We start from the raw sequence: 21,256 nt of genomic DNA on the forward strand, positions 1-21,256 counted from the left end.
TCTAAATTTTTACGCTAACGCCGGTTGAGCGTAACGAATTGGTGCTGTTTCCTGCGAGTCGTAGGTCACAAACTCCCAACACTCTTTTTGTGCTAAAACGGCATTTAAGAGCTTGTTGTTAAGGCCGTGCCCAGTTTTATAAGCACGCAGCTCACCAATTAAACTATGACCGCCAAGGTATAAATCACCGATAGCGTCCAAGATCTTATGCTTCAAGAATTCATCATCGTAGCGCAACCCTTCAGGGTTAAGCACGCGGAACTCATCTAGCGCTACAGCATTTTCCATGCTACCACCTAACGCTAGGTTATTAGCGTTCATATACTCTAAGTCACGCATAAAGCCGAAGGTACGCGCACGACTTACTTCATTCACATACGAGCATGAATCAAAATCCATCACCATATGCTGACGAGTTTGACTGATCACAGGATGATCAAAGTCAATTTGGAAATCAACGCGGAAACCGTCGTAAGGCACTAATTCGGCCCACTTATCGCCATCTTCTACACGAACTGGCTTTTTAATGCGAATAAATTGCTTAGGCGCGTTTAGCTCTTCGATACCGGCAGATTGAAGCAAGAATACGAACGGGCTAGCACTTCCGTCCATAATTGGCAGCTCGTTACTGTCTACTTCAACAATAATATTATCGATACCTAAACCTGCAAGCGCAGACGCTAAGTGCTCTACCGTTTGGATAGTTACACCGTCTTCGTTGTTCAGGCACGTACACAGCATGGTATTACCTACCGCGTTCGCACGCGAAGGTATGTCAACATGTGGTTCAAGGTCAACACGCCTAAACACGATACCCGTGTTTGCTGGCGCAGGTCGGAGAGTCATTGTGACCTTTTCCCCTTTATGAAGCCCAATTCCGGTCTCTTGTACCGATTGCTTGATTGTACGTTGTCTAATCATCTACTTAAGCTTTTACCTATTAAAAAAGCGGGCGCGAATTATAGTGAGTTATTACTCACATGTCAAAAAACACCCGATCTGACGGATTTAACCCTGTCAGATTACGTATTCAATCAACCTATCCACGCGAAATTTTTCACGTTGTGTAAATACACCTTACTAGGTAAGACATCACAAACGTAAAATAATTCCCTTCCGTTTCAGGCAGCTAAATTAGTCTGCCTGCTTACGAAGAAACGCAGGAATATCTAAGTATTCCAAATCGTTGTCTGGCTGCGCACTATCATCTGCTTTTAGCGCCTGGTTGCCCTCTGTACCGCCTACTGCAGAACGTGGCTCGCTTGATTGCGTGCTACCATATTCTTTTGCAGGCTGAGTTAGACGAGAACCTTCTGAGCTAACTAGCGAAATGTCAGGCTTGCGCTCTGCGCCAATACCGGTTGCAACAACCGTAACGCGAAGCTCATCTGTCATTTCCATATCGATAACCGTACCAACAACCACTGTGGCATTTTCTGAAGCAAATGCTTTAACGGCGTTACCTACAGTCTCAAACTCGTCAATAGCGAAATCTGGACCAGCCGTAATATTCACAAGAATACCGCGCGCACCTGACAAATCGATATCTTCAAGAAGCGGGCTAGCAATCGCTGCTTCAGCAGCTTCTTCTGCACGATCAGGACCGCTTGCAGCACCACTACCCATCATGGCTTTACCCATTTCAGACATAACAGTACGTACGTCTGCAAAGTCAACGTTGATTAGACCAGGGCGAGTGATAAGCTCGGCAATACCTTGAACTGCACCGCGTAATACGTCATTTGCTGCGCTAAACGCTTGAAGAAGCGGCGTGCCCGGACCCATTACTTTAAGTAGTTTTTCGTTTGGAATAGTAATTAAAGAGTCAACGTTGTTAGACAGTTCGACAATACCCTGCTCAGCAAACGAAGTACGCTTTTTACCTTCAAATGGGAATGGCTTAGTTACCACAGCTACCGTAAGAATACCCATTTCACGTGCAATCTTCGCCACTTCTGGCGCTGCACCCGTACCTGTACCACCACCCATACCGGCAGTGATGAAAACCATATCTGCACCGTCTAGCGCCTGACGAATGGTTTCTCTGTCTTCTTGTGCTGCTTCACGACCAATGTTCGGATCAGCACCCGCACCTAACCCTTTCGTTACACTTGAACCAATTTGAAGTGTAACGTCTGCACTTGAGCTACGAAGCACCTGTGCATCGGTGTTAACTGCAATAAATTCTACGCCTTCAATGCTTTGAGATACCATGTGCTCAACGGCATTGCCGCCGCCGCCACCGACACCGATGACTTTGATTACGGCTTCTTCGCCGTGACTATCCATTAATTCGAACATACTTACTCTCCGGTTGTACGTCTTTTTAAACACTACGCCAGGTCATTCCCTTAGGCTAATTGCTTCCTGCTAGCCTTAATGCCGTAGCTATAGCGCCCCCAAAATAAAATTAAAATTCACCTTTAAACCAGCTTTGCACTCGATGAAATAAACTTTCACCGGTCTTCTGCGTACTGGACTTCTTATTATCAGATTGTACTTTGCCATATTGCAGCAGTCCTACGACTGTCGCAAAGCCAGCATCATCAACATATTCGGACAAGCCTTTTACGTTGATGGGTTTGCCCACGCGCACGGGCATCTGGAAAAGTTCTTCGGCAAATTCCACAGCACCTTCCATCTTAGCGGTACCGCCAGTAAGTACAAGACCTGCTGCGATTTGCTCTTCCAGACCGCTGGCACGAATTTCATCATGTACCAGCTCAAAAAGCTCTTGATAGCGAGGTTCTATAACCTCAGCTAACGTATGGCGAGACATCACTCTAGCCGGGCGTCCACCCACGCTAGGTACTTCAATGCTGTCTTCCATACTCACCATATCTTTCAATGCACAGGCGTAATTCACCTTAATTTCTTCTGCATTGCTAATAGGCGTTCTAAATATTTTAGCAATGTCGCTGGTAATTTGATTACCCGCAACCGGTATAACTGCCGTGTGGCGAATGGCACCATCTGTGAATATAACCATATCCATAGTACCGCCACCGATATCAACCACACATACGCCAAGCTCGCGCTCGTCGTCAGTCAGTACCGCATAACTCGATGCCAATGCTGAGAAGATCAGCTGATCGGCATTAAGTTCACAACGCTCAACACATTTCACCATGTTTTTCGCCATATCGTCGGCACAGGTAATAATGTGAGCATCCGCTTCCATTCTTACTCCCGACATGCCAATAGGGTTCTTAATCCCTTCCTGCACATCAATAGTAAATTCTTGTGGTAACACGTGTAGTAGACGACGTTCCGCTGCAATTGGCACACTGCGCGCTGCATGAATAACGTTATCTACGTCTTCTTGTGTTACTTCCTGATTGTTAATCGGTACCATGCCATTTTCATTTTGGCACTTAACGTGTCGTCCCGAGATAGACATGAAAACTGAAGACACACGGCAATCTGCCATTAGCTCCATCTCGTTTACTGCACGCTGGACCGATTTCACCACCAGGTTCAAATCGTTAACGCCGCCCTTATCCATGCCTTTCGATGCATGGGTGCCCACGCCAACAATACTGATTTGATCATCTTCTAGTAATTCACCCACCACAGCTTTTACTTGGCTGGTGCCGATATCTAGCCCTACAATCAAATTGCGTTCAGCAGGTTTTGACATGGTTTCCTTAACTCTCTTCATCTGTGGCGCTGTCGTCTTTCCATCCGACTGCTACGCCCGTGTCATAGCGAAGGTCGACGTATTTCACCGCCTTCTCTTGTTGCGCCAGAAGTGGATAAACATCAATAAAGCGTTGTAGCCTATCGATAAACTCCTGACGTCCTAAATTCAATTTAATGCCGTTTTTCAACTGCACTTGCCATGCAAATCGCTCGCTTAAAGATAACTCTTCTAACGTCATATCCGTTGTCGCGATTAGCGCGTGCATGGCGTTGTAGCCCTCAAGGGCCGTTTTTTCACTGCCGCCCGGCCCGTAAAGGCGTGGTAAATCTAATTTCACGCCCTCGTCGTTAAACGTATCGCCATAAGGGTTTAACAACAAATCTTCATTCCATTGCGCAACGGGCTGCTGCTCAACCAAATAAATTTTCAACGTATTTGGCCATTTCTTTCTAACTGACGCGCGATAAACCCAAGGCTGCGCTTCAACAAGCTCAAATACTTCGTTGACATCAAGCGCAAAAAAGCTTCCAGGCTGCGCCTTGCGTATTAATCGCTCTAGCTTGGTAATATCGATGTGCTGATAATCACCAGAAAAATCGATAACCTGTACCGGCATTTGCTGTTCATCCTGCAAATACTGGTTTGCTTTAAGCCCACCAAACACTAATCCTGCAATAACAAACAGTAAGAAAGCGACGCCGCCCCACACTGCCGTTTTACTTTTGCCGCCCTTTTCAGAAGCAGGCTTATTTTGATTAGTATTGGTATCAGCCACGTTTACGCCTTGTTTGCAACGTCATCAAAACTGGTAGAAAGAATACTTAATACCAGTTCGTCAAATGTTAATCCTGCAACTTTGGCTGCCTTAGGCACCAAACTTTTTTCTGTCATGCCAGGCACTGTGTTCGCCTCCAGCAAATAAAATTGCCTTTGGTTGTCCTGCATAACGTCAATTCTACCCCAGCCGCTGCCAGAAATAGCATCAAAAGCACGGGATGCTAGTTTTGCTAGCTGTGCTTCTTGCTCTTCAGACAAGCCGCTCGGGCAATAGTATTCTGTTGTATTATCCTGATATTTCGCAGCATAATCATAGAATGTATGTGGAGTAGACATGCGAATAGACGGCAACGCCTGTCCCTGCAATACAGAAACAGTGAATTCAGGGCCATCTATATACTGTTCTAACAGGACTTGATTATCGTATTTAAAGGCGTCCTGAATGGCAGTTTCGAGCTGTTTAGCGCTTGTCACTCTCGCCATGCCAATACTCGACCCTTCTCTGGCCGGTTTTACCATGACTTCATTCCCCAATTTATCCATTATAGCGCTGCACTTACCAGCTTCAAAGTGCCTTTTATCAGCAATTTCATATTTTGCAGTGGGTAAGCCTAAACTTTGCCACACTTGCTTAGTATGAATTTTGTCCATTGCCAGTGCAGAACCTAAAACTCGACTTCCGGTATAGGGGATTTTCAGTAGCTGAAGCGCTCCTTGCATAGAGCCATCTTCACCACCACGACCGTGCAGCATAATTAGTGCTCTATCAACGTTTAGGTCGAGAAGATCGGTAAGCGGTCGCTCTGCTGGGTCAAACGCAAACGCATCCACCCCTTGTCTCAACAGCGCGTTTAGCACCGCATTCCCAGAATTTAGCGATACTTCGCGCTCAGCAGAATCGCCGCCAAGCAGTACAGCAACTTTTCCATACTCGTTCGGCGAGTGGGTTTTCTGTGAGTGAATACTTACTGAAGGTTTAGACATCTTATTCCCCTTCCTTTGCAAGCGATGTTGCTTCTAATTCGTGACGGGCAAGAAGCTTAGCAATCTGTCCGATATTTCCCGCGCCTTGTGTCATGACAATGTCGCCATCTTGCATGATATTCGCCAAAATAGCTGGTAAGGCGTCTTTGTCACCTACGTATACAGGCTCGATTTGACCACGCTGACGAATGGAACGGCATAGCGCTTTACTGTCAGCGCCTTCAATAGGTTGTTCACTGGCTGCGTAAACATCCAGAAGCAACAAGGCATCAACACTCGACAGTACTTCAACAAAGTCTTCGTAAAGGTCGCGGGTTCGCGTAAAGCGATGTGGTTGATAAACCATAACCAAGCGCTTATCAGGCCAGTTTGCACGAGCCGCAGCGATAGTCGCCCTTACTTCCGTTGGATGGTGACCATAATCATCCACCAAACACACCTCACCTTTGCTGGTATTAAACGTACCTAGCTGCTCGAAACGACGACCTATTCCACCAAAGCTGGCTAGTGCGCGAATGATAGCGTCGTCGTCTACACTTTCGTCGGTTGCGACAGCGATAGCAGCAAGGGCATTTAGCACATTGTGGTTACCGGTGAGGTTCAGCGTAATATCTAACGGTTCGCGTTCTGGGCGAATAACCGTGAAATTCGCTTTACCGAATGACAGAGAAACATTTTCTGCGCGATAGTCGTTATGTGATTCAAAACCATAGGTAAGAATGCTTCGACCTATACGAGGGCGAATTTCTTGGATATTTGCATCGTCACCGCATACGATTGCCTGCCCGTAAAACGGTAGGTTCGACAAGAAATCAACAAAGGTATCTTTCACCTTTGAGAAGTCGCCCCCATAAGTATCCATATGGTCTGCTTCTATATTGGTCACCACAGAAACCATCGGCTGCAAATGAAGGAACGACGCATCGCTCTCATCGGCCTCTGCGATTAGATAACGGCTTTTACCCAAACGCGCATTCGTACCAGCACTGTTAAGCAAACCGCCGATAACAAACGTAGGGTCATACTCCGCTTCTGCGAAAATCGTTGAAATTAAACTGGTTGTGGTAGTTTTGCCGTGGGTACCCGCCACCGCAATACCGTGGCGGAATCGCATCAATTCTGCCAGCATTTCTGCACGGCGAATGATCGGAATGCGCTTTTCACGAGCAACGATAATCTCTGGATTTTGCTCATTGATAGCGCTAGACACCACAATAACGTCCATGCCTTCAACATTTTCCGCACGGTGGCCTATTTTCACATCAGCACCTAATTCGCTTAAGCGCTGTGTCATTGGCCCTTCTTGAATGTCAGAGCCAGCAATAGCATAACCTTCGTTTAGTAATACTTCGGCAATACCACCCATACCGGCACCGCCGATACCAATAAAGAATATATTTTTCACCCTGCGCATTTGCGGGCTTTCAAATGGGGTTTTAAAAACCATTAGTCCCCTACTCCTACCACGCTTTTAACGTGGCTTACTACATTTTCCGTGGCATGAGTGCTTGCACATGTTTTCGCAACAGCACCCATCTTTAAGCAGCCTTCAGGGTGTTGTAACCACTGACGTACCACCTGCCCTAAATTTTCTTTCAATACAGATTGAGCAATCATTAGTGCCGCATTTTGCCTCACTAGCGACTGCGCATTTTTTGTTTGGTGATCGTCAACCGCAAAAGGTAGCGGTACGAAAATCGCCGCGCGTCCGGCTGCTGCGACTTCACTTACCGTAAGCGCACCGGCTCTACAGACAATAAAGTCTGCCCATTCATAAGCTGCGGCCATGTCATCAATAAAATCACTGACATCGATTTTCGACATATCTGCGCCCACCGACGTGTAGGCTTTAATGACACCTTCACTGTTGCCCTTTCCACATTGGTGTTTGATTGATAAACCTTCTAGCACCCCGCAAGTCTCCGGCACGGTTTCATTGAGAATTTGTGCACCTAAACTGCCGCCAACTACAAGCATATTTAAACCTTGCTTGTGCTCACTAGTGTTTTCAAAACGGCTTTCAAGAGTGTTTGCACGAACGTCTGCGTCAATGTCTACAGACTTGGGCTTCACCTGCCAAATTTCGTCTCGAACAGGATTGCCCACAGTATGCACCTTAATAGCGCCACCTGAAAATTGTTCTTTCGCATCCTCAAAGCCCAGAAGCACCCGACTTGCGATTTTACTGAGAAGCTTATTGGTCATGCCTGCCGCGGCATTTTGCTCATGCACAATAACGGGAATGCCTAAACTTTTTGCGGCTACCCCGCCCGGGCCGCTTGCGTAACCGCCAAATCCGACCACGATATCAGGTTGAAGACGCTTTATAATTCGTCTTGCTGAAAATAAGCTTTTAACTAAAGCAATGGCGCCTTCAAAGCGTGCCGCTATACCTTTACCACGAAGCCCTTTTACCGGAATAAAATGAATGGGAATATCGTGCTTTGGCACAACTTGCGCTTCCATCCGCTCGGCGGTGCCTAGCCAATGAATGTCCCAACCTTCATTTCGAAGCGCGTTTGCCACTGCAAGACCAGGGAAAACATGCCCGCCTGTACCACCAGCCATAATCAAGCAACGCTTAGCCATTATCAGCCTCCTGCGCCACGCGCGCGAGTATAGCTTTAATGCCAGCTTTTCCTTCATCTTCTGCGCTTGATGTTTTGGCGCTAGGTTTAGCTTCAACCGTCGCAGTAGAAAAATCAGCTTCATAAACCTTGCTCTCTACGCTCGCATCACCTTCAATATGCGATGCTTTAGATTTGGACGCGCTTGTTGGTATCGGCTTTTTACGGCGGGCCTTACTCTTACCTGATTTGCTATCGCCTCGGCCGATCGCCTGTACGCCATCAACCCGTAATTCAAAATCGATACGAAGTAATATGGCTACTGCTACTGACATGATGATAAGTGACGAGCCGCCGTAGCTAACTAACGGCAGCGTTAACCCTTTTGTTGGCAGAATACCGGCGCTTGCACCAATATTTACCGCCGTTTGAAAGCTGAACCAGATGCCTATGCTGTAAGCCATGTACCCATCAAACGCTCGCCCTTTTTCTAGTGCCTTATTTCCAATGCTCAGCGCACGCAACACCATCCATAAAATAAGACCAAGTACTGCAAGCACACCAACAAAGCCTAGCTCTTCCGCTAAGATGGCCATAACAAAGTCAGTGTGTGCTTCGGGTAAGAATTCCAGTTTTTGCAAACTATTGCCTAGGCCTTGCCCAAACCAGTTACCGCGACCATAGGCCATCAAAGACTGGGTTAGCTGATAACCAGCGCCAAACGGATCGGCCCAAGGGTCTAAAAAGGAGGTAACCCGTTTCATTCGGTATTCTTCAAACACGATAAGCGCTACAACGGCTAATATGCCTGCAAACACCAGTGCGAAGAACTGCCACAGTCGTGCACCCGCTAAAAACAACAGGCCAATTGTGGTTGCAAACATCACGACTACTGTACCTAAGTCGGGCTGAAGCAAAAGCAACATTGCAAGTGCAAAGAACACCACAAGGGGTTTTATGAAGCCTTTTAGGTTCTCGGTAACCTCTTCGTAGCGGCGAACCAGATACCCCGCTAAATACGCAAAGAAAAAGAGCTTTGCCGGCTCAGCGGCTTGAATGGTTATAGGGCCAATCGCCAACCAACGGGTGCTCCCGTTTACGGTTCTTCCCACTACCAGTACTGCTAGCAATAACGCTATAGCCGCAAGCAGAAGGTAGGGATTTGTCATGCGCCAAAACTGCATGGGTAAATTCAGTACCACCATAGCGGCGACGATCGCCCCAACAATATAAATACCGTGGCGAATAGCAAAATAGAACGGATTGTCGTGCAGCCTATCGGCCACCGGCATCGACGCGGAAGTTACAATTACAACCCCAATGCTCATTAGCGCGAGCGCAATTAATATCAGCGTCACGTCATAGGGTTGCGTTGCCGAGGGCTGCCCATCGTGTTTCGCAGCAAATAGTGCGCTAAGTTTGGTAGAGGCAGCCATCATGATGCGGCCCCCACAGCGCCGTTGTTCTCACTGTGTAAATTGTGGAGATCGTGCACGTCTTGTTTAAACACGTCACCGCGATGCATGTAATTCTTAAACATATCTAAACTTGCACACGCAGGCGAAAGCAGCACTACATCACCAGGTGCAGCTAGTCTTGTTGCTGCTTTTACGGCCTCTTTCATGGTTGATACACAAGAAGTGTGGGCAAAATTCTTTTCAAACAAATGCGCGTCTTTGCCCAAGGCAAACACGTGCGATACGTATTTAGTTAGATAAGGCGAGAGGCTGGCTATATCAGCGCCTTTAGCGTCACCACCTGCAATAAGAATGAGCTTCCCTTGTATAGTCGGAGCTAACCCTTCAAGGGCAGCTACCGTGGCGCCAATGTTGGTTGCTTTGGAATCGTCGATATAGCGGATGTCGTTTACGCGGGCTATTTCCACACAGCGATGTGGTGCAGCTTTGAAACTGTGTAGATGTTTAACCGCGAGCTCTGGCGAAACACCTAGCTGAAGGCAGATACCCAATGCAGCCATGATGTTTAGTACGTTATGCATGCCCGCCAAATGAATATCGCTAAGGGCAATGAGCTTTTCGCCATTAAACGTTATATATAGACTTTGTTCATCGTCACGAGCACTATCGTCACCGTCAAAAGACGCAATCGCAAACCCTGTGGTCGACTCTCCCAGTCCATATTCAACGATATTTTTTGACGCTAGCGACTCTTCATTAGACGCGGCATTAGATACGCCATCAGATACTGAATTTGATGCACCAATCCCCTTAGCATCGGTAATAAGCTGCTCGTAAGGTGCTACAAACTCACCGTCTCGCCACACAACCGCAGATTTCGCATTATCAAAAATGCGATGCTTGGCATCGATATAGGCTTCAAGGGTACCGTGACGGTCTAGGTGGTCATCGGAAATATTAAGCACAGTAGCAGCTTCAAGCTCCAGGCTAGACGTAGTTTCAAGTTGAAAACTTGATAGCTCCATCACCACTACATCTGCATCACTTTGAAGCGCTTCAAGCACAGGGCGACCTACGTTACCCGCTTCAATGCTTTTTACGCCGCAGCTTTTGAGCAGATGGTTCACTAATAAAGTAACCGTGGTTTTACCGTTAGAGCCGGTTATACCTACTACGCGCTTAGCTGGCGTAGCACTACTCGTTAAGGCATTTAAACGGGCGAACAATTCCACGTCGCCGATCACCTCAACACCACACTTTTGCGCTAAAGTCACTTGTTCAATATTCAAAGCAAGACCCGGACTTAACACCAAAGTGTCTACACCATCAAAGTAATCTTCGCTTAGAGCGGTGCAAGTGACCTTCTCTGCCATAAACGCTTGCATGTCAGTATCAAGATCAGAATCAGGGTCGGTAACTAGAGTAAAATTAGCACGGGTATCAAACGCTTTAACCGTTGCCTTCTGTTGCAACAAAAAGCGCACGCAAGCCTGACCTGTAACACCCAGGCCACCGACCACATAACTATGCTCACGTACGTTATACGACATTAATGCTTATCTCTTTACCGCTTATCTAAGTTTAAGGGTAGCTAAACCCACTAAAACCAAAATGATTGAAATGATCCAAAAACGCACTATTACGCGCGGCTCTGGCCAGCCCTTCAATTCATAGTGATGGTGAATGGGCGCCATACGGAAAATACGCTGGCCACGCAGTTTGTAAGAACCTACCTGAAGGATGACCGACAGGGTTTCTATAACAAAAACACCACCCATGATGATTAACACGAGTTCTTGGCGCACTAATACAGCCAGCACGCCTAATGTGCCGCCTAACGCTAATGAACCAACGTCGCCCATAAATACTTGTGCCGGATACGTGTTAAACCATAAAAATCCTAAGCCTGCACCAACCATGGCGGTGCACACAATCACCAGTTCACTGGTGAGCGGAATATGAGGAATATTCAGGTATTCGGCAAAGTTCGCATTACCTGTTACATAAGCAAATATGGCAAATGCGCCCGCAACCAATATAGTGGGCACAATGGCAAGTCCATCCAAGCCATCGGTAAGGTTTACCGCATTACTGGTGCCTACAATGGCAAAGTAAGTAATGATGATGAAGAACGCCCCTAACTGCGGAAACACTTCTTTGAAAAAAGGCACCAGTAGTGAGGTTTCAGCGCTTATTGTTGCACTGCTGTATAGATAGAATGCGACGCCTAACGCAACCACCGATTGCCAGAAATATTTCCAACGGGCGATGAGCCCTTTCGAGTCTTTGCGGATCACTTTTCTGTAGTCGTCAACAAACCCGATAATACCGTAGGCCACAACCACGGTTAGTGTTACCAATACATAACGATTAGTAAGGTCAGCCCAAAGCAGGCCGCTTACTACAATTGCTGCGAGTATAAGTAACCCGCCCATAGTGGGTGTACCTGATTTTGACAAATGGCTTTGCGGGCCATCGTCTCGTACCGTTTGACCAATTTGCATACGCTGCAAATAACGAATCATCTTAGGGCCAATAAGAATGGCAATAAGTAACGCGGTCAGCGTGCTTAAAATTGCGCGAAGGGTAAGGTATGAAAATACGTTAAACCCTGCATCGAATTGTGTCAGCCAGTCGGCTAGCCAAATTAACATGCTATTCGCTCCCGACGGCTATCGTGCTTTCCCAGCGCAGAGGCCTCGACCGCCTCTACCACACGTTCCATTTTGGAACTGCGTGAACCTTTAACTAAAATTGAAATATCGCGCTGCTGCACTAACAAATCACTCTCCATTGCGGCCAACAAACTTTCAACATCGCTGAAATGGCCACCGTTTTCATTAAACACAGCACTGGCTGATTGACTCAAAACACCCATGGTATACAGGTAATTAATTCCTTTTTGTTTAGCGTATTCCCCCACCTGCTCGTGGTAATAACGCGCTTTTTCGCCCAACTCTTTCATGTCGCCTAGAACAAGAACGCGAATGCCTGAAAAGCTACTTAGCGTATCAATTGCCGCATTTACAGACGCTACGTTGGCGTTGTAGGTATCGTCTAACAGGCGAACCTGTTCGGTAAGTTGTTTTACATTCAAACGGCCGCTAACTTGCTTCATGGCAAGTAAACCGTCGCGCACGTTCTCTAGCGTGGCGCCTACTTGCAGCGTTAAGGCCGCAGCAACAAGGGCATTCCCCACGTTGTGAATGCCTGGAATGGTAAGTTGAATAGACATATCACCTTGCGGGCAAACCAAGTGGAATGCGGCGCAGCCATCTAGCCCAATGGTGATATCTTCCGCTCTAAAGTCGGCATTATTTTTCTGCTGCGAAAACGTAAGCGTTTTAGTCTGTTTAAGTTTGCCTTGCCAGAATTCGGCAAACTGACTATCCACATTAACTACCGCCACACCATCACTGCCTAAGCCTTTAAAAATTTCACTTTTGGCGCGCGCTACACCTAGTAAGCTTCCAAAACCTTCAAGATGAGAAGCGGCGGCATTTACGATAGTGGCTACGTCCGGCTTAACAAGATTCGTGGTATAGGCGATTTCACCCATGTGATTTGCGCCTAACTCCATCACTGCATATTCATGCTGAGGTTCAAGGCGTAGAAGGGTTAGCGGCACACCAATATCATTGTTGAAGTTACCGTTTGTGGCTAACACATTGCCTCTTCGCGCCAAAATAGCGGCACACATTTCCTTTACGGTGGTTTTGCCACTGCTTCCGGTAATCGCAATCGTTTTGGGGGCCACGTATGATTTTACCGCGGCACCTAATAGACCAAGCGCGTCTTTGGTATTTTCAACCGTGATGACAGGTAGCGAGGTAGCTACGTCTTCACTGGCGATAACCGCGCTCGCTCCCGCTTTTTCGGCCGTAGAGATAAAATCGTGGCCGTTAAAATTTGGACCTTTCAAGGCCAGATAAACTGCGCCATCTTCAAGGGTGCGGGTATCGGTACTTACTGCTGATACTTCGATGTCAGCAGCGCCTTTTAATTTTCCATTAACCTTTTCGGCTATCCATGACAGCGTTGTTGTTATCATTTGCTGTACTCCTGTTGCAGTCGCGCCACAACTGCACGTTCGTTATAGTTAGTCTTTTTGTCACCGATAATTTGGTAATCTTCATGGCCTTTTCCGGCCACAATGATGATGTCGCTTTCATGCGCATGCTCAAGGCAATGACGAATAGCTTGCTCGCGATCAGGTATAGACACTGCCAGCTCACGGTTCTTCAAACCCGCAATGATGTCCTTGGCAATAGACTCAGGGCTTTCGCTTCTGCTGTTGTCGGTAGTGATCACAATAGCGTCAGCGCCTGACTCAGCAGCTTGGCCCATTAGCGGTCGCTTACCTTTGTCTCTGTCCCCGCCACAGCCAAACACACACCACACTTTGCCCGTTGTATGGAATTTGGCGCTTAACAGCACTTTCTCCAGCGCGTCTGGCGTATGCGCGTAGTCCACCACTAAGTTAGCCGCCCCCGTTACCGGGAAGACCTCCATTCGCCCGGGTACAGGCGTGATTGCATTTACCGCGTTAACCACGTCATCAAAACGCTCACCTTCAGCGAGTAATGTACCTATAGCGCTAAGTACATTGCTGATATTGAATTTTCCGAATAGTGGCAGCGAAATAGCAGCGTTTCCCCACGAACTCACCAGTTCAAAGCTACATCCACCTGCATGATAAGAAGCATTTGTGGCGAAACAATGGCTACTTTGAGGATTGTTATGCGCTCGTAAGTACTCACTTTCACCGCTTCCATCCAGACCAGTTTCGTCTATACCTGTCCAGACGCGTGTAATCGACTTATCTGCTGCGTCATCCCACTTCTTACTTTCATCATCATTAGCGTTTAATACCACAGCCTTTAAACCTGGCTGCTGAAGCAGCAAGCGCTTGGCTTTGCCGTACTCTTCCATGGTGCCGTGATAATCGAGATGATCTCGAGTAAGGTTGGTGAAAACAGCGATATCGGTTTTTACTGTACCAAGCCGCCCTTGAACCAATGCGTGCGAGCTTGCTTCAAAAGCCGTATGGCGCACTTCGCTTTGCACAAAGTCTGCCAACAAATATTGCATACGTATGGCATCCGGCGTAGTGTTTGCTGCCGGCGTGTTCGACCATTGGGTTTCATCGCCTTCAAACACGCTGCTACCTAAAGTTCCGATACTTGCGCTACGCGTACCTAGTGCGTCCTTGAGCTGGGTAAGCAGTTGAACTGTAGAGGTTTTTCCGTTTGTCCCTGTTACTGCTACTGTCGTCATTTTCTGAGCAGGGTAGTCGTAAAATGCAGCAGCTAATGCAGAGAGCATTTGTGGCAATTCATACAAGGAGATAATGACGCTGTGGTCACGCATTTCCATCTGACCATGGGCACTACTGTCTTCAGTTTGCGCCAGAATTACACGGGCCCCTAAACTTATTGCCTGGGGTATAAAATCTCGACCATCGCGTTCGTGACCCTTAATCGCCAAAAAAGCCAAGCGTGTATTCACTTCTCGGCTGTCTAGCGTTAAACCTTCAATACGGATATCTGGGGCGTCTACACCAAATTTCTCCAACAAGGCTTTGATACTTTGAATAAAGGCACTAACTACCACTTTGACCTCCTTTCAATAAGCGGCTAGATGTAACCTGCTTGTCATCGGGCGTAACGTTTAGCATGTGCAGCGCGCCACCCATAATTGATGAAAAGACAGGTGCAGCGGTATCACCCGCGTGATACAAATCACCGCCAGGTTCGTTGATCAACACAATGGTTACTAGCCTTGGGTCAGACACAGGTGCTATACCGGCAAAAATATTGACATACTCTTCACCGTAGCCGCCGGCTACTGCTTTTCGGCTGGTTCCTGTTTTCCCAGCGACTCGATAGCCCGGAATGGCCGCTTTGGTTGCCGTGCCGCCCCGCTGGGTTACGCTTTCCATCATTTGAACAATCGCTCTTGCGTTTTCTTCGCTGATCACCCGTTCTGATTGAGCTTGCCACGATGGTTGTTCCGGTGACTTGATGATATTAAGTGGTGTTTTTATACCGCCGTTTGCCAACGTTGCGTAGAGACGCCCTAGCTGTGCAGTAGTTACAGAGATGCCGTACCCAAACGACAGCGTAGCTAGCTCAAATTCAGACCAACGACTGCGCTCGTGGAAAATACCGCTACTTTCACCTGCCATATTAAGCCCAGTATCGCTCATTAAGCCCATGTTGTAGTAGGTATCAAGCAGGAACTGTTTAGGCACTGACAGCGCAAGTTTAGAGGTGCCCATGTTCGAGGAATGCTGAATAATTTCTTCTAGCGTTAACTCGCCATAGTTGCGTGAGTCTTTTACTAGACTGCCACCCAAACGCATCCAACCAGGATAGGTATCGACCGAGTCATCTGGACCTACCTCACCAAATTCAAGCGCAGTAAGTACTGCAAGTGGTTTTAATGAAGAGCCGGGTTCAAACGCATCAGTAATTACGCGATTACGCATTCTATGCGGAGATATATTGCTTCTATCATTTGGGTTAAATGATGGTGCGTTCACCATGGCCAAAACATCGCCGCTTTTCACGTCTATAACAATGGCGGAAGCCGAACTTGATTGATAGTAAATCATGGCTTCTTTGATTTCTTTGTAAGCAAGTGCCTGAATGCGCTGATCAATAGTTAGCTGCAGGTCGCCGGCTTTTTCACCAGATTTTGTTTCTAATATTTCAACCTGGCGCCCTTTCGCATCGCGGCGTATTTTACGAGAGCCTGGTGTGCCCGTTAGCCACTCGTTATACATGCGTTCTAAGCCTTCAACGCCCGTATCATCAACATCGGTAACGCCAATTAACTGTGCTGATACCTCGCCCGTAGGGTAGTAACGACGGCTTTCACGACGAAGGTAAATACCTGGAATGTCCAGCTTGTCTACGTACTCAGCCATTGCAGGCGACACCTGACGCTGCAAGTACACAAAACGACGTTTTGGGTTAGCCACTTTCTCTTTTAGCTCTTTAACATCTTGGCGCAATACATCTGCAAGCGCTTCCCAACGGCGTTCTTCTTCAAAACCATTGTTTTCATGAATGATTTTCGGGTCGGCATAGATGGCGCGGACAGGAACACTTACTGCCAGTTCTACACCATTTCTGTCGGTAATAAGCCCACGATAGGTTGGCATATCTCGGGTTCTAAGTGTGCGGTTGTCCCCCTGCTGAATAAGTTCATCTGGCTCGATTACCTGAATATAGGCGGCGCGCGCCGCGAGTACCCCAAACACAGCCATAATGACAACTAAAACAACGATAAATCGCCAATGAACCAGACTTGGCGTGACATTCTGTTTTGCCCCAAGACTTTTGCGTGTGCGCGTGGTTTTAGATGAAGCGCGATGTAATGAAGTCCCGTTCATTTCAGCCTCACTACTACTTCGTCATCGGCGGTTGGGCGGTACATATCAAGCTGTTTCTCAACCAAGGTTTCAATGCGATTGTGTTCCGTTAGCGCCCGCTGCTCTAGCACTAAATTGCGCCACTCTACATCAAGCTCATCTTTCTCTTGCATAAGGTCTTCAAGGGCAATGACCTGCTGTCTATTGTGATGACTGCTAAGGGTTACCGCCATGGCACTTGTGATAACCATTAAATACAACAAAACCCGCAACTTGTTGCGGGTCAAATCAGATACAATGATTAGCAGTAATTTAAAATTAGTGCTGGCCTTGTCTGGCGCGGCTTTGGTCATAACTTTTCAGCCACCCGTAATACCGAACTGCGAGAGCGAACGTTGTTCGCAATCTCCTGTTCTGAAGGTTTTATCGCTTTACCCAAGGCTTTGAGCACTTTATCTGCATCTATTTCAGCCTGAGTAATCGGCAAGTTGTGCGGTACTGATTTCCCTTTACTTTGATCCTTAATGAAGCGCTTTACCAAGCGGTCTTCTAACGAGTGAAATGATATAACGGCCAGGCGCCCTTCTTTCGCTAATACCTGTGTGGCCGCTTTAAGTCCCACGCGAAGTTGCTCAAGTTCCGCATTGATATAAATGCGAATTCCTTGGAATGCGCGAGTTGCAGGATGCTTAAATTTGTCTTTTACAGGTACGGCTTCGTCGATAATTTTGGCAAGCTGAGCGGTGCGCGTAATAGGCGTTTCTTTGCGTGTGTTTACAATGGCGTGAGCAATGCGCTTGCCGAACTTTTCTTCGCCAAACTCTTTAATAACCTGCGTAATGTCTTGTTCTTCTGCGTTGGCCAGCCAGTCGGCTGCACTTTGTCCACGTGAGGTGTCCATGCGCATATCAAGGGGGCCGTCACGCAGAAAGCTAAAGCCACGCTCGGCATCGTCTAGCTGGGGAGAAGACACACCTAAATCCATTAGCACGCCGTCAATCTTGCCGGTTAGTCCTAGCGCTTCGATTTCTTCTGCCATATCACCAAACGGTGAGTGGATAATGCTAAAGCGCTTATCTTCGGCGAAGCGTTCTGCCGCTTTGATTGCTTGCGGGTCGCGGTCAAAGGCGATAAGACGCCCGTGTTCACCCAATGCATCTAGAATACGCGCTGAGTGCCCACCGCGGCCGAAAGTGGCATCAATATAAATACCGCTTGGTTTAATCGCCAGGGCTTCAATGCATTCATCAAGCAATACTGAAATATGTTTAAATTCGCTAGGCTGCGTCATAGAGAAAAGTCCTGTAATCGTTCGGTAAGTTCAAATTCGCCTTTGCGTTCGGTGTCTATATCAGCTTCAACTTGTTGTGCCCAAATATCGGCATCCCAAATTTCGAATTTGTTTAACTGACCAACTAACATGACTTCTTTTGAGAGTTTTGCGAAACTTCGCAGTGGAGTAGGAACAAGAATGCGCCCGCTTTTATCCATCTCACCTTCTGAAGCATAACCTAGTAGCAATCGCTGCAAGCGACGCTCGGCAGGGATCATGCTTGATAGTTTAGAGAGTTTAAGCTCAATCTCTTCCCATTCGGGAAGTGGGTAAAGCAGCAAACAACTTTGTTGTGTATCGACGGTGCAGACCAGTTGTCCCTGACAATCATCCAGCAGCGACTGACGATACTTCGTCGGTATAGCCAGTCTGCCTTTTGTATCCAGATTGATTGCGTTAGCGCCGCGGAACATTCCCCTAGCCTTTTATTATTTGCTCTTGGTTTTCTTGTTTTTTGAGTACTAATCTGCAAAGTGATGATGATTTGATCCACAATTCGCCACATTTACCCACTGAGATACAGTTTAGGTATCAATGATCCCCACTGTCAAGTAGAAAAAAGGCGTGAAAGCCGCGTATTCATTGGCTTTAAACTGTCTATATATACAGCAAAATGAGGAAGTGTATGATTAGGCGTATAAAAAAGTGCAAAAAATAAACGGAATAATATTGGTAGTGCGGGAAATATTCGACGAATAGCTGAAAAAGGGCCTCATAAAGACAATCAAAAGGCGCAATTAGCAAGCACATTGCTGTTGCGCCCTATTTAAACAACGGTTTTGTTAGAATCGATATGAAGCGCGCAGCATAGTTACGTCTGAATCTATATCGCTATCAACGTCAAATTCATGAGCAAGCTTTAATGCAAACTTATCACTCATCCAATAATCGACCTCAACGCCAACGACTTTCTCATCATCAACGCCATCTGGCGCGTTAACATAACTATAGGTGCCAGCAACGCTGAGACCAGGAGAGAAAAAGTAGCGAGCTGAAATGTCAAGGTTATCCACATCATCAGCTATGTACTGAGCCATCAAATCCCACCCCGTTCCATATTTGCTTAGCAAGGTATAACGGGTGAATGCTATTGGAGATGTGTCACTTTCGCTATCGCTGATTGCAACGTCATTGCCAATTGAGTCATAACTTGCACGTTGATAAACCAAACCTGCGCCAATTTGCCACTGCCTTGATAAGTTAAACCCGCCCCTAACATCAACAACCGTCAAATCAGAATTGTCAAAGTTATCGTTAAATTCCGCATGGCTTCCCTCAACTGACAGCATCCACTTTTCGTCAAGATAAAACGTGCCTCCCAGGTTATAAATGTCGCTATTGTCGATGTTATAGTACCCGCCTGTAACACTAGACACGCGTTGCAAATACGGGTTGATGAGGTATGCGCCCTCTTTGTTATTTATTGATTCAAAGTAGCGAATGTAATTCGCGCCAAATAAAGCGTCATCAACATCTTCAATATCCACGGCAACAGCTTGAACCTCATTTTGTGTATCAGCTTGAGCCGCATGCACAGTTAAAAGCGCACCACAGGCCATAAAGACAAGAGAAGATGTAAGAGCATTTGTTTTGAAACCCATTTGTTTATCCTTAAAGTAAATTGTGTTGGGAACAAAACAAAGATAAGCGCTAAAAACTTAATGAATTATGAATCGAACTTAAACAAAAGTTTAATCTAACACCAACTCTCATGGATAATTAGGAGACAGTTTTCATAAAAAAAGGCCCGCTAGTTGAAGTGACCCCCAATAGTTGGACAATCCAATTACTGGGGGTCTTTTTATGTCCAAATATCACAAAGCATTTAAGTTAAAACTAGCGCGACTAGCGCAAGAAGAGAGTTCAGGGACCTTAGGCCCAAAGTTTGAAGTACGGCCTAACCTTATTCGTTATTGGTCTCAAGTTTATCGCATCAATGGCGCTGAGAGTTTTACTCACAAGCAACGTCCTTACTCTTTCGAATTTAAAATTCATGTGCTTAAAACTATGTCAGTGCATAATTGGTCTCTTACTTATACCAGTGCCTATTTCGACTTATCATCCCCTGGTATTTTATTTCAATGGCAAAAGCTTTATGCTCACGAAGGTATAACCCGTCTAAAACCACAAAAAATAGGTAGGCCTCGCGTGATTAATCATTCTTCTACTCCTAAACCGTCATCTGAGATGACTGAAAAAGAACTCAGAGAAGAATTGGATTATCTACGTGCAGAGAACGCAGTCTTAAAAAAGTTAGAAGCCTTGGCTCAAGCCAGAAAGAAAAAAACAAAGACAAAACGATAGTTGTCGAAGAGCTCAAGGCAAAATACAGCTTACAACACTTATTAAAGGTCACAGGGCTTCCCAAGAGCGTTTATTACTACCATCGTAATACACTGAATCGGCCTTGTTCCAATGCTGACTTACGCGTAAAAATACGTGATATCTATCACAAGCATAAAGGGCGATACGGCTATCGTAGGATTACTTGTGCGCTAAGAGGTGCGGGCTTAGTGGTTAACCATAAGCGTGTACAGCGCTTGATGGGCGAGCTTGGTTTGAAATCAAAAGTCAGACCTAAACGCTACAAGTCTTACACAGGTGAAGTCGGTAGAATCGCTGAAAATGTTCTTCAACGTGAATTTACGGCAAAGAAGCCTAATCAAAAATGGGTGACCGATGTCACTGAATTTAAGGTCAATGGCCAGAAGGTATATCTGTCGCCGATAATAGACCTGTTTAACCAAGAAGTGGTCAGCTATGAGGTACGGACATCTGTAACGTTACCTTTAGTCACTGATATGCTTAAAGCCGCAACAGCAAAGCTACTGAAGCATGAGAGACCGCTCATACACTCCGACCAAGGTTGGCAATATCAAAACAAACGATACCAACAGCATATTAAAGAACATGGACTGCTTCAGAGTATGTCCAGAAAAGGAAACTGCTTAGACAATGCCGTTGCCGAGAACTTCTTCGGCATATTAAAAACTGAGATGTATCACAATGAGACGTTCAAGGACGCAAATGAACTCATTGAAAACATCAAAGAATACATCGACTATTACAACAATGAACGTATTAAGCTGAAACTAAAAGGCCTGAGTCCGATACAGTATCGAAATCAGGCCTTAGTTGCTGCTTAGAAATGAGTCC

Annotated in this window: 19 protein-coding genes; 2 read left to right on the forward strand and 17 right to left on the reverse strand. The window is 46.5% G+C overall.

What is annotated here, in order from left to right; genetic code table 11:
- Positions 1-9: 9 nt before the first annotated feature.
- The 17 genes from lpxC to BK026_RS09865 all read right to left on the reverse strand — a co-directional run bounded on the left by lpxC (position 10) and on the right by BK026_RS09865 (position 19,701).
- Positions 10-921: a UDP-3-O-acyl-N-acetylglucosamine deacetylase gene (gene lpxC / locus BK026_RS09785; RefSeq protein WP_014950423.1), complete on the reverse strand. Its 912-nt coding sequence runs from the start codon at positions 919-921 to the stop codon at positions 10-12.
- A 213-nt stretch (positions 922-1,134) separates the two neighbouring features.
- Positions 1,135-2,301, reverse strand: a complete 1,167-nt coding sequence (gene ftsZ, locus BK026_RS09790) for a cell division protein FtsZ (RefSeq protein WP_014977222.1) — start codon at positions 2,299-2,301, stop codon at positions 1,135-1,137.
- 109 nt (positions 2,302-2,410) lie between these two features.
- Positions 2,411-3,640 (reverse strand): cell division protein FtsA, encoded by a 1,230-nt coding sequence (gene ftsA, locus BK026_RS09795; RefSeq protein WP_071815699.1) that lies wholly within the window; start codon positions 3,638-3,640, stop codon positions 2,411-2,413.
- A 7-nt stretch (positions 3,641-3,647) separates the two neighbouring features.
- A complete protein-coding gene (locus BK026_RS09800) occupies positions 3,648-4,418 on the reverse strand; it encodes a cell division protein FtsQ/DivIB (protein ID WP_071815700.1) in 771 nt (256 codons plus the stop codon).
- Positions 4,419-4,420: 2 nt separating this feature from the next.
- Entirely contained in the window at positions 4,421-5,404 is a 984-nt protein-coding gene (locus tag BK026_RS09805) for a D-alanine--D-alanine ligase (RefSeq protein WP_071815701.1), read from the reverse strand.
- A 1-nt stretch (position 5,405) separates the two neighbouring features.
- The gene (gene murC, locus BK026_RS09810; RefSeq protein ID WP_071815702.1) at positions 5,406-6,851 is read right to left on the reverse strand and encodes a UDP-N-acetylmuramate--L-alanine ligase; all 1,446 of its coding nucleotides are present in this window, start codon (positions 6,849-6,851) and stop codon (positions 5,406-5,408) included.
- A complete protein-coding gene (gene murG, locus BK026_RS09815; RefSeq protein ID WP_071815703.1) occupies positions 6,851-7,993 on the reverse strand; it encodes an undecaprenyldiphospho-muramoylpentapeptide beta-N-acetylglucosaminyltransferase in 1,143 nt (380 codons plus the stop codon). Before murG ends, murC begins: the two co-directional genes overlap by 1 nt.
- Positions 7,986-9,410 (reverse strand): cell division protein FtsW, encoded by a 1,425-nt coding sequence (gene ftsW / locus BK026_RS09820; protein ID WP_083575062.1) that lies wholly within the window; start codon positions 9,408-9,410, stop codon positions 7,986-7,988. The genes murG and ftsW overlap by 8 nt, the downstream gene beginning before the upstream one ends.
- Positions 9,407-10,939 (reverse strand): UDP-N-acetylmuramoyl-L-alanine--D-glutamate ligase, encoded by a 1,533-nt coding sequence (murD, locus tag BK026_RS09825; protein WP_071815705.1) that lies wholly within the window; start codon positions 10,937-10,939, stop codon positions 9,407-9,409. The genes ftsW and murD overlap by 4 nt, the downstream gene beginning before the upstream one ends.
- A 21-nt stretch (positions 10,940-10,960) precedes the next feature.
- Complete coding sequence (gene mraY / locus BK026_RS09830; RefSeq protein ID WP_071815706.1) at positions 10,961-12,043, reverse strand: phospho-N-acetylmuramoyl-pentapeptide-transferase; 1,083 nt, start codon at positions 12,041-12,043, stop codon at positions 10,961-10,963.
- The gene (gene murF / locus BK026_RS09835; protein ID WP_071815707.1) at positions 12,037-13,440 is read right to left on the reverse strand and encodes a UDP-N-acetylmuramoyl-tripeptide--D-alanyl-D-alanine ligase; all 1,404 of its coding nucleotides are present in this window, start codon (positions 13,438-13,440) and stop codon (positions 12,037-12,039) included. The genes mraY and murF overlap by 7 nt, the downstream gene beginning before the upstream one ends.
- Positions 13,437-15,002: a UDP-N-acetylmuramoyl-L-alanyl-D-glutamate--2,6-diaminopimelate ligase gene (locus BK026_RS09840; RefSeq protein WP_071815708.1), complete on the reverse strand. Its 1,566-nt coding sequence runs from the start codon at positions 15,000-15,002 to the stop codon at positions 13,437-13,439. The genes murF and BK026_RS09840 overlap by 4 nt, the downstream gene beginning before the upstream one ends.
- Positions 14,992-16,788 (reverse strand): penicillin-binding protein 2, encoded by a 1,797-nt coding sequence (locus tag BK026_RS09845; protein WP_071815709.1) that lies wholly within the window; start codon positions 16,786-16,788, stop codon positions 14,992-14,994. The genes BK026_RS09840 and BK026_RS09845 overlap by 11 nt, the downstream gene beginning before the upstream one ends.
- Entirely contained in the window at positions 16,785-17,120 is a 336-nt protein-coding gene (ftsL, locus tag BK026_RS09850) for a cell division protein FtsL (protein ID WP_071815710.1), read from the reverse strand. The genes BK026_RS09845 and ftsL overlap by 4 nt, the downstream gene beginning before the upstream one ends.
- Positions 17,117-18,058 (reverse strand): 16S rRNA (cytosine(1402)-N(4))-methyltransferase RsmH, encoded by a 942-nt coding sequence (gene rsmH / locus BK026_RS09855; protein ID WP_071815711.1) that lies wholly within the window; start codon positions 18,056-18,058, stop codon positions 17,117-17,119. The genes ftsL and rsmH overlap by 4 nt, the downstream gene beginning before the upstream one ends.
- Entirely contained in the window at positions 18,055-18,513 is a 459-nt protein-coding gene (mraZ, locus tag BK026_RS09860) for a division/cell wall cluster transcriptional repressor MraZ (RefSeq protein ID WP_012519465.1), read from the reverse strand. Before mraZ ends, rsmH begins: the two co-directional genes overlap by 4 nt.
- 369 nt (positions 18,514-18,882) lie before the next feature.
- The gene (locus BK026_RS09865) at positions 18,883-19,701 is read right to left on the reverse strand and encodes a hypothetical protein (RefSeq protein WP_071815712.1); all 819 of its coding nucleotides are present in this window, start codon (positions 19,699-19,701) and stop codon (positions 18,883-18,885) included.
- Between the two features lie 202 nt (positions 19,702-19,903).
- Here BK026_RS09865 and BK026_RS09870 point away from each other — a divergent pair, with 202 nt between their 5' ends.
- Positions 19,904-20,404: a transposase gene (locus BK026_RS09870; RefSeq protein ID WP_071817512.1), complete on the forward strand. Its 501-nt coding sequence runs from the start codon at positions 19,904-19,906 to the stop codon at positions 20,402-20,404.
- Positions 20,314-21,246 (forward strand): IS3 family transposase, encoded by a 933-nt coding sequence (locus BK026_RS09875; RefSeq protein ID WP_143142090.1) that lies wholly within the window; start codon positions 20,314-20,316, stop codon positions 21,244-21,246. Before BK026_RS09870 ends, BK026_RS09875 begins: the two co-directional genes overlap by 91 nt.
- Positions 21,247-21,256: the final 10 nt, after the last annotated feature.

The sequence above is a fragment of the Alteromonas sp. V450 genome (genome assembly GCF_001885075.1).
Lineage (GTDB): Bacteria > Pseudomonadota > Gammaproteobacteria > Enterobacterales > Alteromonadaceae > Alteromonas.

Excerpts from the sequence above, each read along its gene's own strand:
- murD (WP_071815705.1), bottom strand. The coding sequence starts at position 10,939 with ATGTCGTATAACGTACGTGAGCATAGTTATGTGGTCGGTGGCCTGGGT.
- BK026_RS09805 (WP_071815701.1), bottom strand. The coding sequence starts at position 5,404 with ATGTCTAAACCTTCAGTAAGTATTCACTCACAGAAAACCCACTCGCCG.
- ftsL (WP_071815710.1), bottom strand. The coding sequence starts at position 17,120 with ATGACCAAAGCCGCGCCAGACAAGGCCAGCACTAATTTTAAATTACTG.
- BK026_RS09870 (WP_071817512.1), top strand. The coding sequence starts at position 19,904 with ATGTCCAAATATCACAAAGCATTTAAGTTAAAACTAGCGCGACTAGCG.
- murG (WP_071815703.1), bottom strand. The coding sequence starts at position 7,993 with ATGGCTAAGCGTTGCTTGATTATGGCTGGTGGTACAGGCGGGCATGTT.
- BK026_RS09845 (WP_071815709.1), bottom strand. The coding sequence starts at position 16,788 with ATGAACGGGACTTCATTACATCGCGCTTCATCTAAAACCACGCGCACA.
- mraZ (WP_012519465.1), bottom strand. The coding sequence starts at position 18,513 with ATGTTCCGCGGCGCTAACGCAATCAATCTGGATACAAAAGGCAGACTG.
- ftsZ (WP_014977222.1), bottom strand. The coding sequence starts at position 2,301 with ATGTTCGAATTAATGGATAGTCACGGCGAAGAAGCCGTAATCAAAGTC.
- murC (WP_071815702.1), bottom strand. The coding sequence starts at position 6,851 with ATGGTTTTTAAAACCCCATTTGAAAGCCCGCAAATGCGCAGGGTGAAA.
- lpxC (WP_014950423.1), bottom strand. The coding sequence starts at position 921 with ATGATTAGACAACGTACAATCAAGCAATCGGTACAAGAGACCGGAATT.
- mraY (WP_071815706.1), bottom strand. The coding sequence starts at position 12,043 with ATGTTAATTTGGCTAGCCGACTGGCTGACACAATTCGATGCAGGGTTT.
- rsmH (WP_071815711.1), bottom strand. The coding sequence starts at position 18,058 with ATGACGCAGCCTAGCGAATTTAAACATATTTCAGTATTGCTTGATGAA.
- ftsA (WP_071815699.1), bottom strand. The coding sequence starts at position 3,640 with ATGTCAAAACCTGCTGAACGCAATTTGATTGTAGGGCTAGATATCGGC.
- murF (WP_071815707.1), bottom strand. The coding sequence starts at position 13,440 with ATGATAACAACAACGCTGTCATGGATAGCCGAAAAGGTTAATGGAAAA.
- ftsW (WP_083575062.1), bottom strand. The coding sequence starts at position 9,410 with ATGATGGCTGCCTCTACCAAACTTAGCGCACTATTTGCTGCGAAACAC.
- BK026_RS09865 (WP_071815712.1), bottom strand. The coding sequence starts at position 19,701 with ATGGGTTTCAAAACAAATGCTCTTACATCTTCTCTTGTCTTTATGGCC.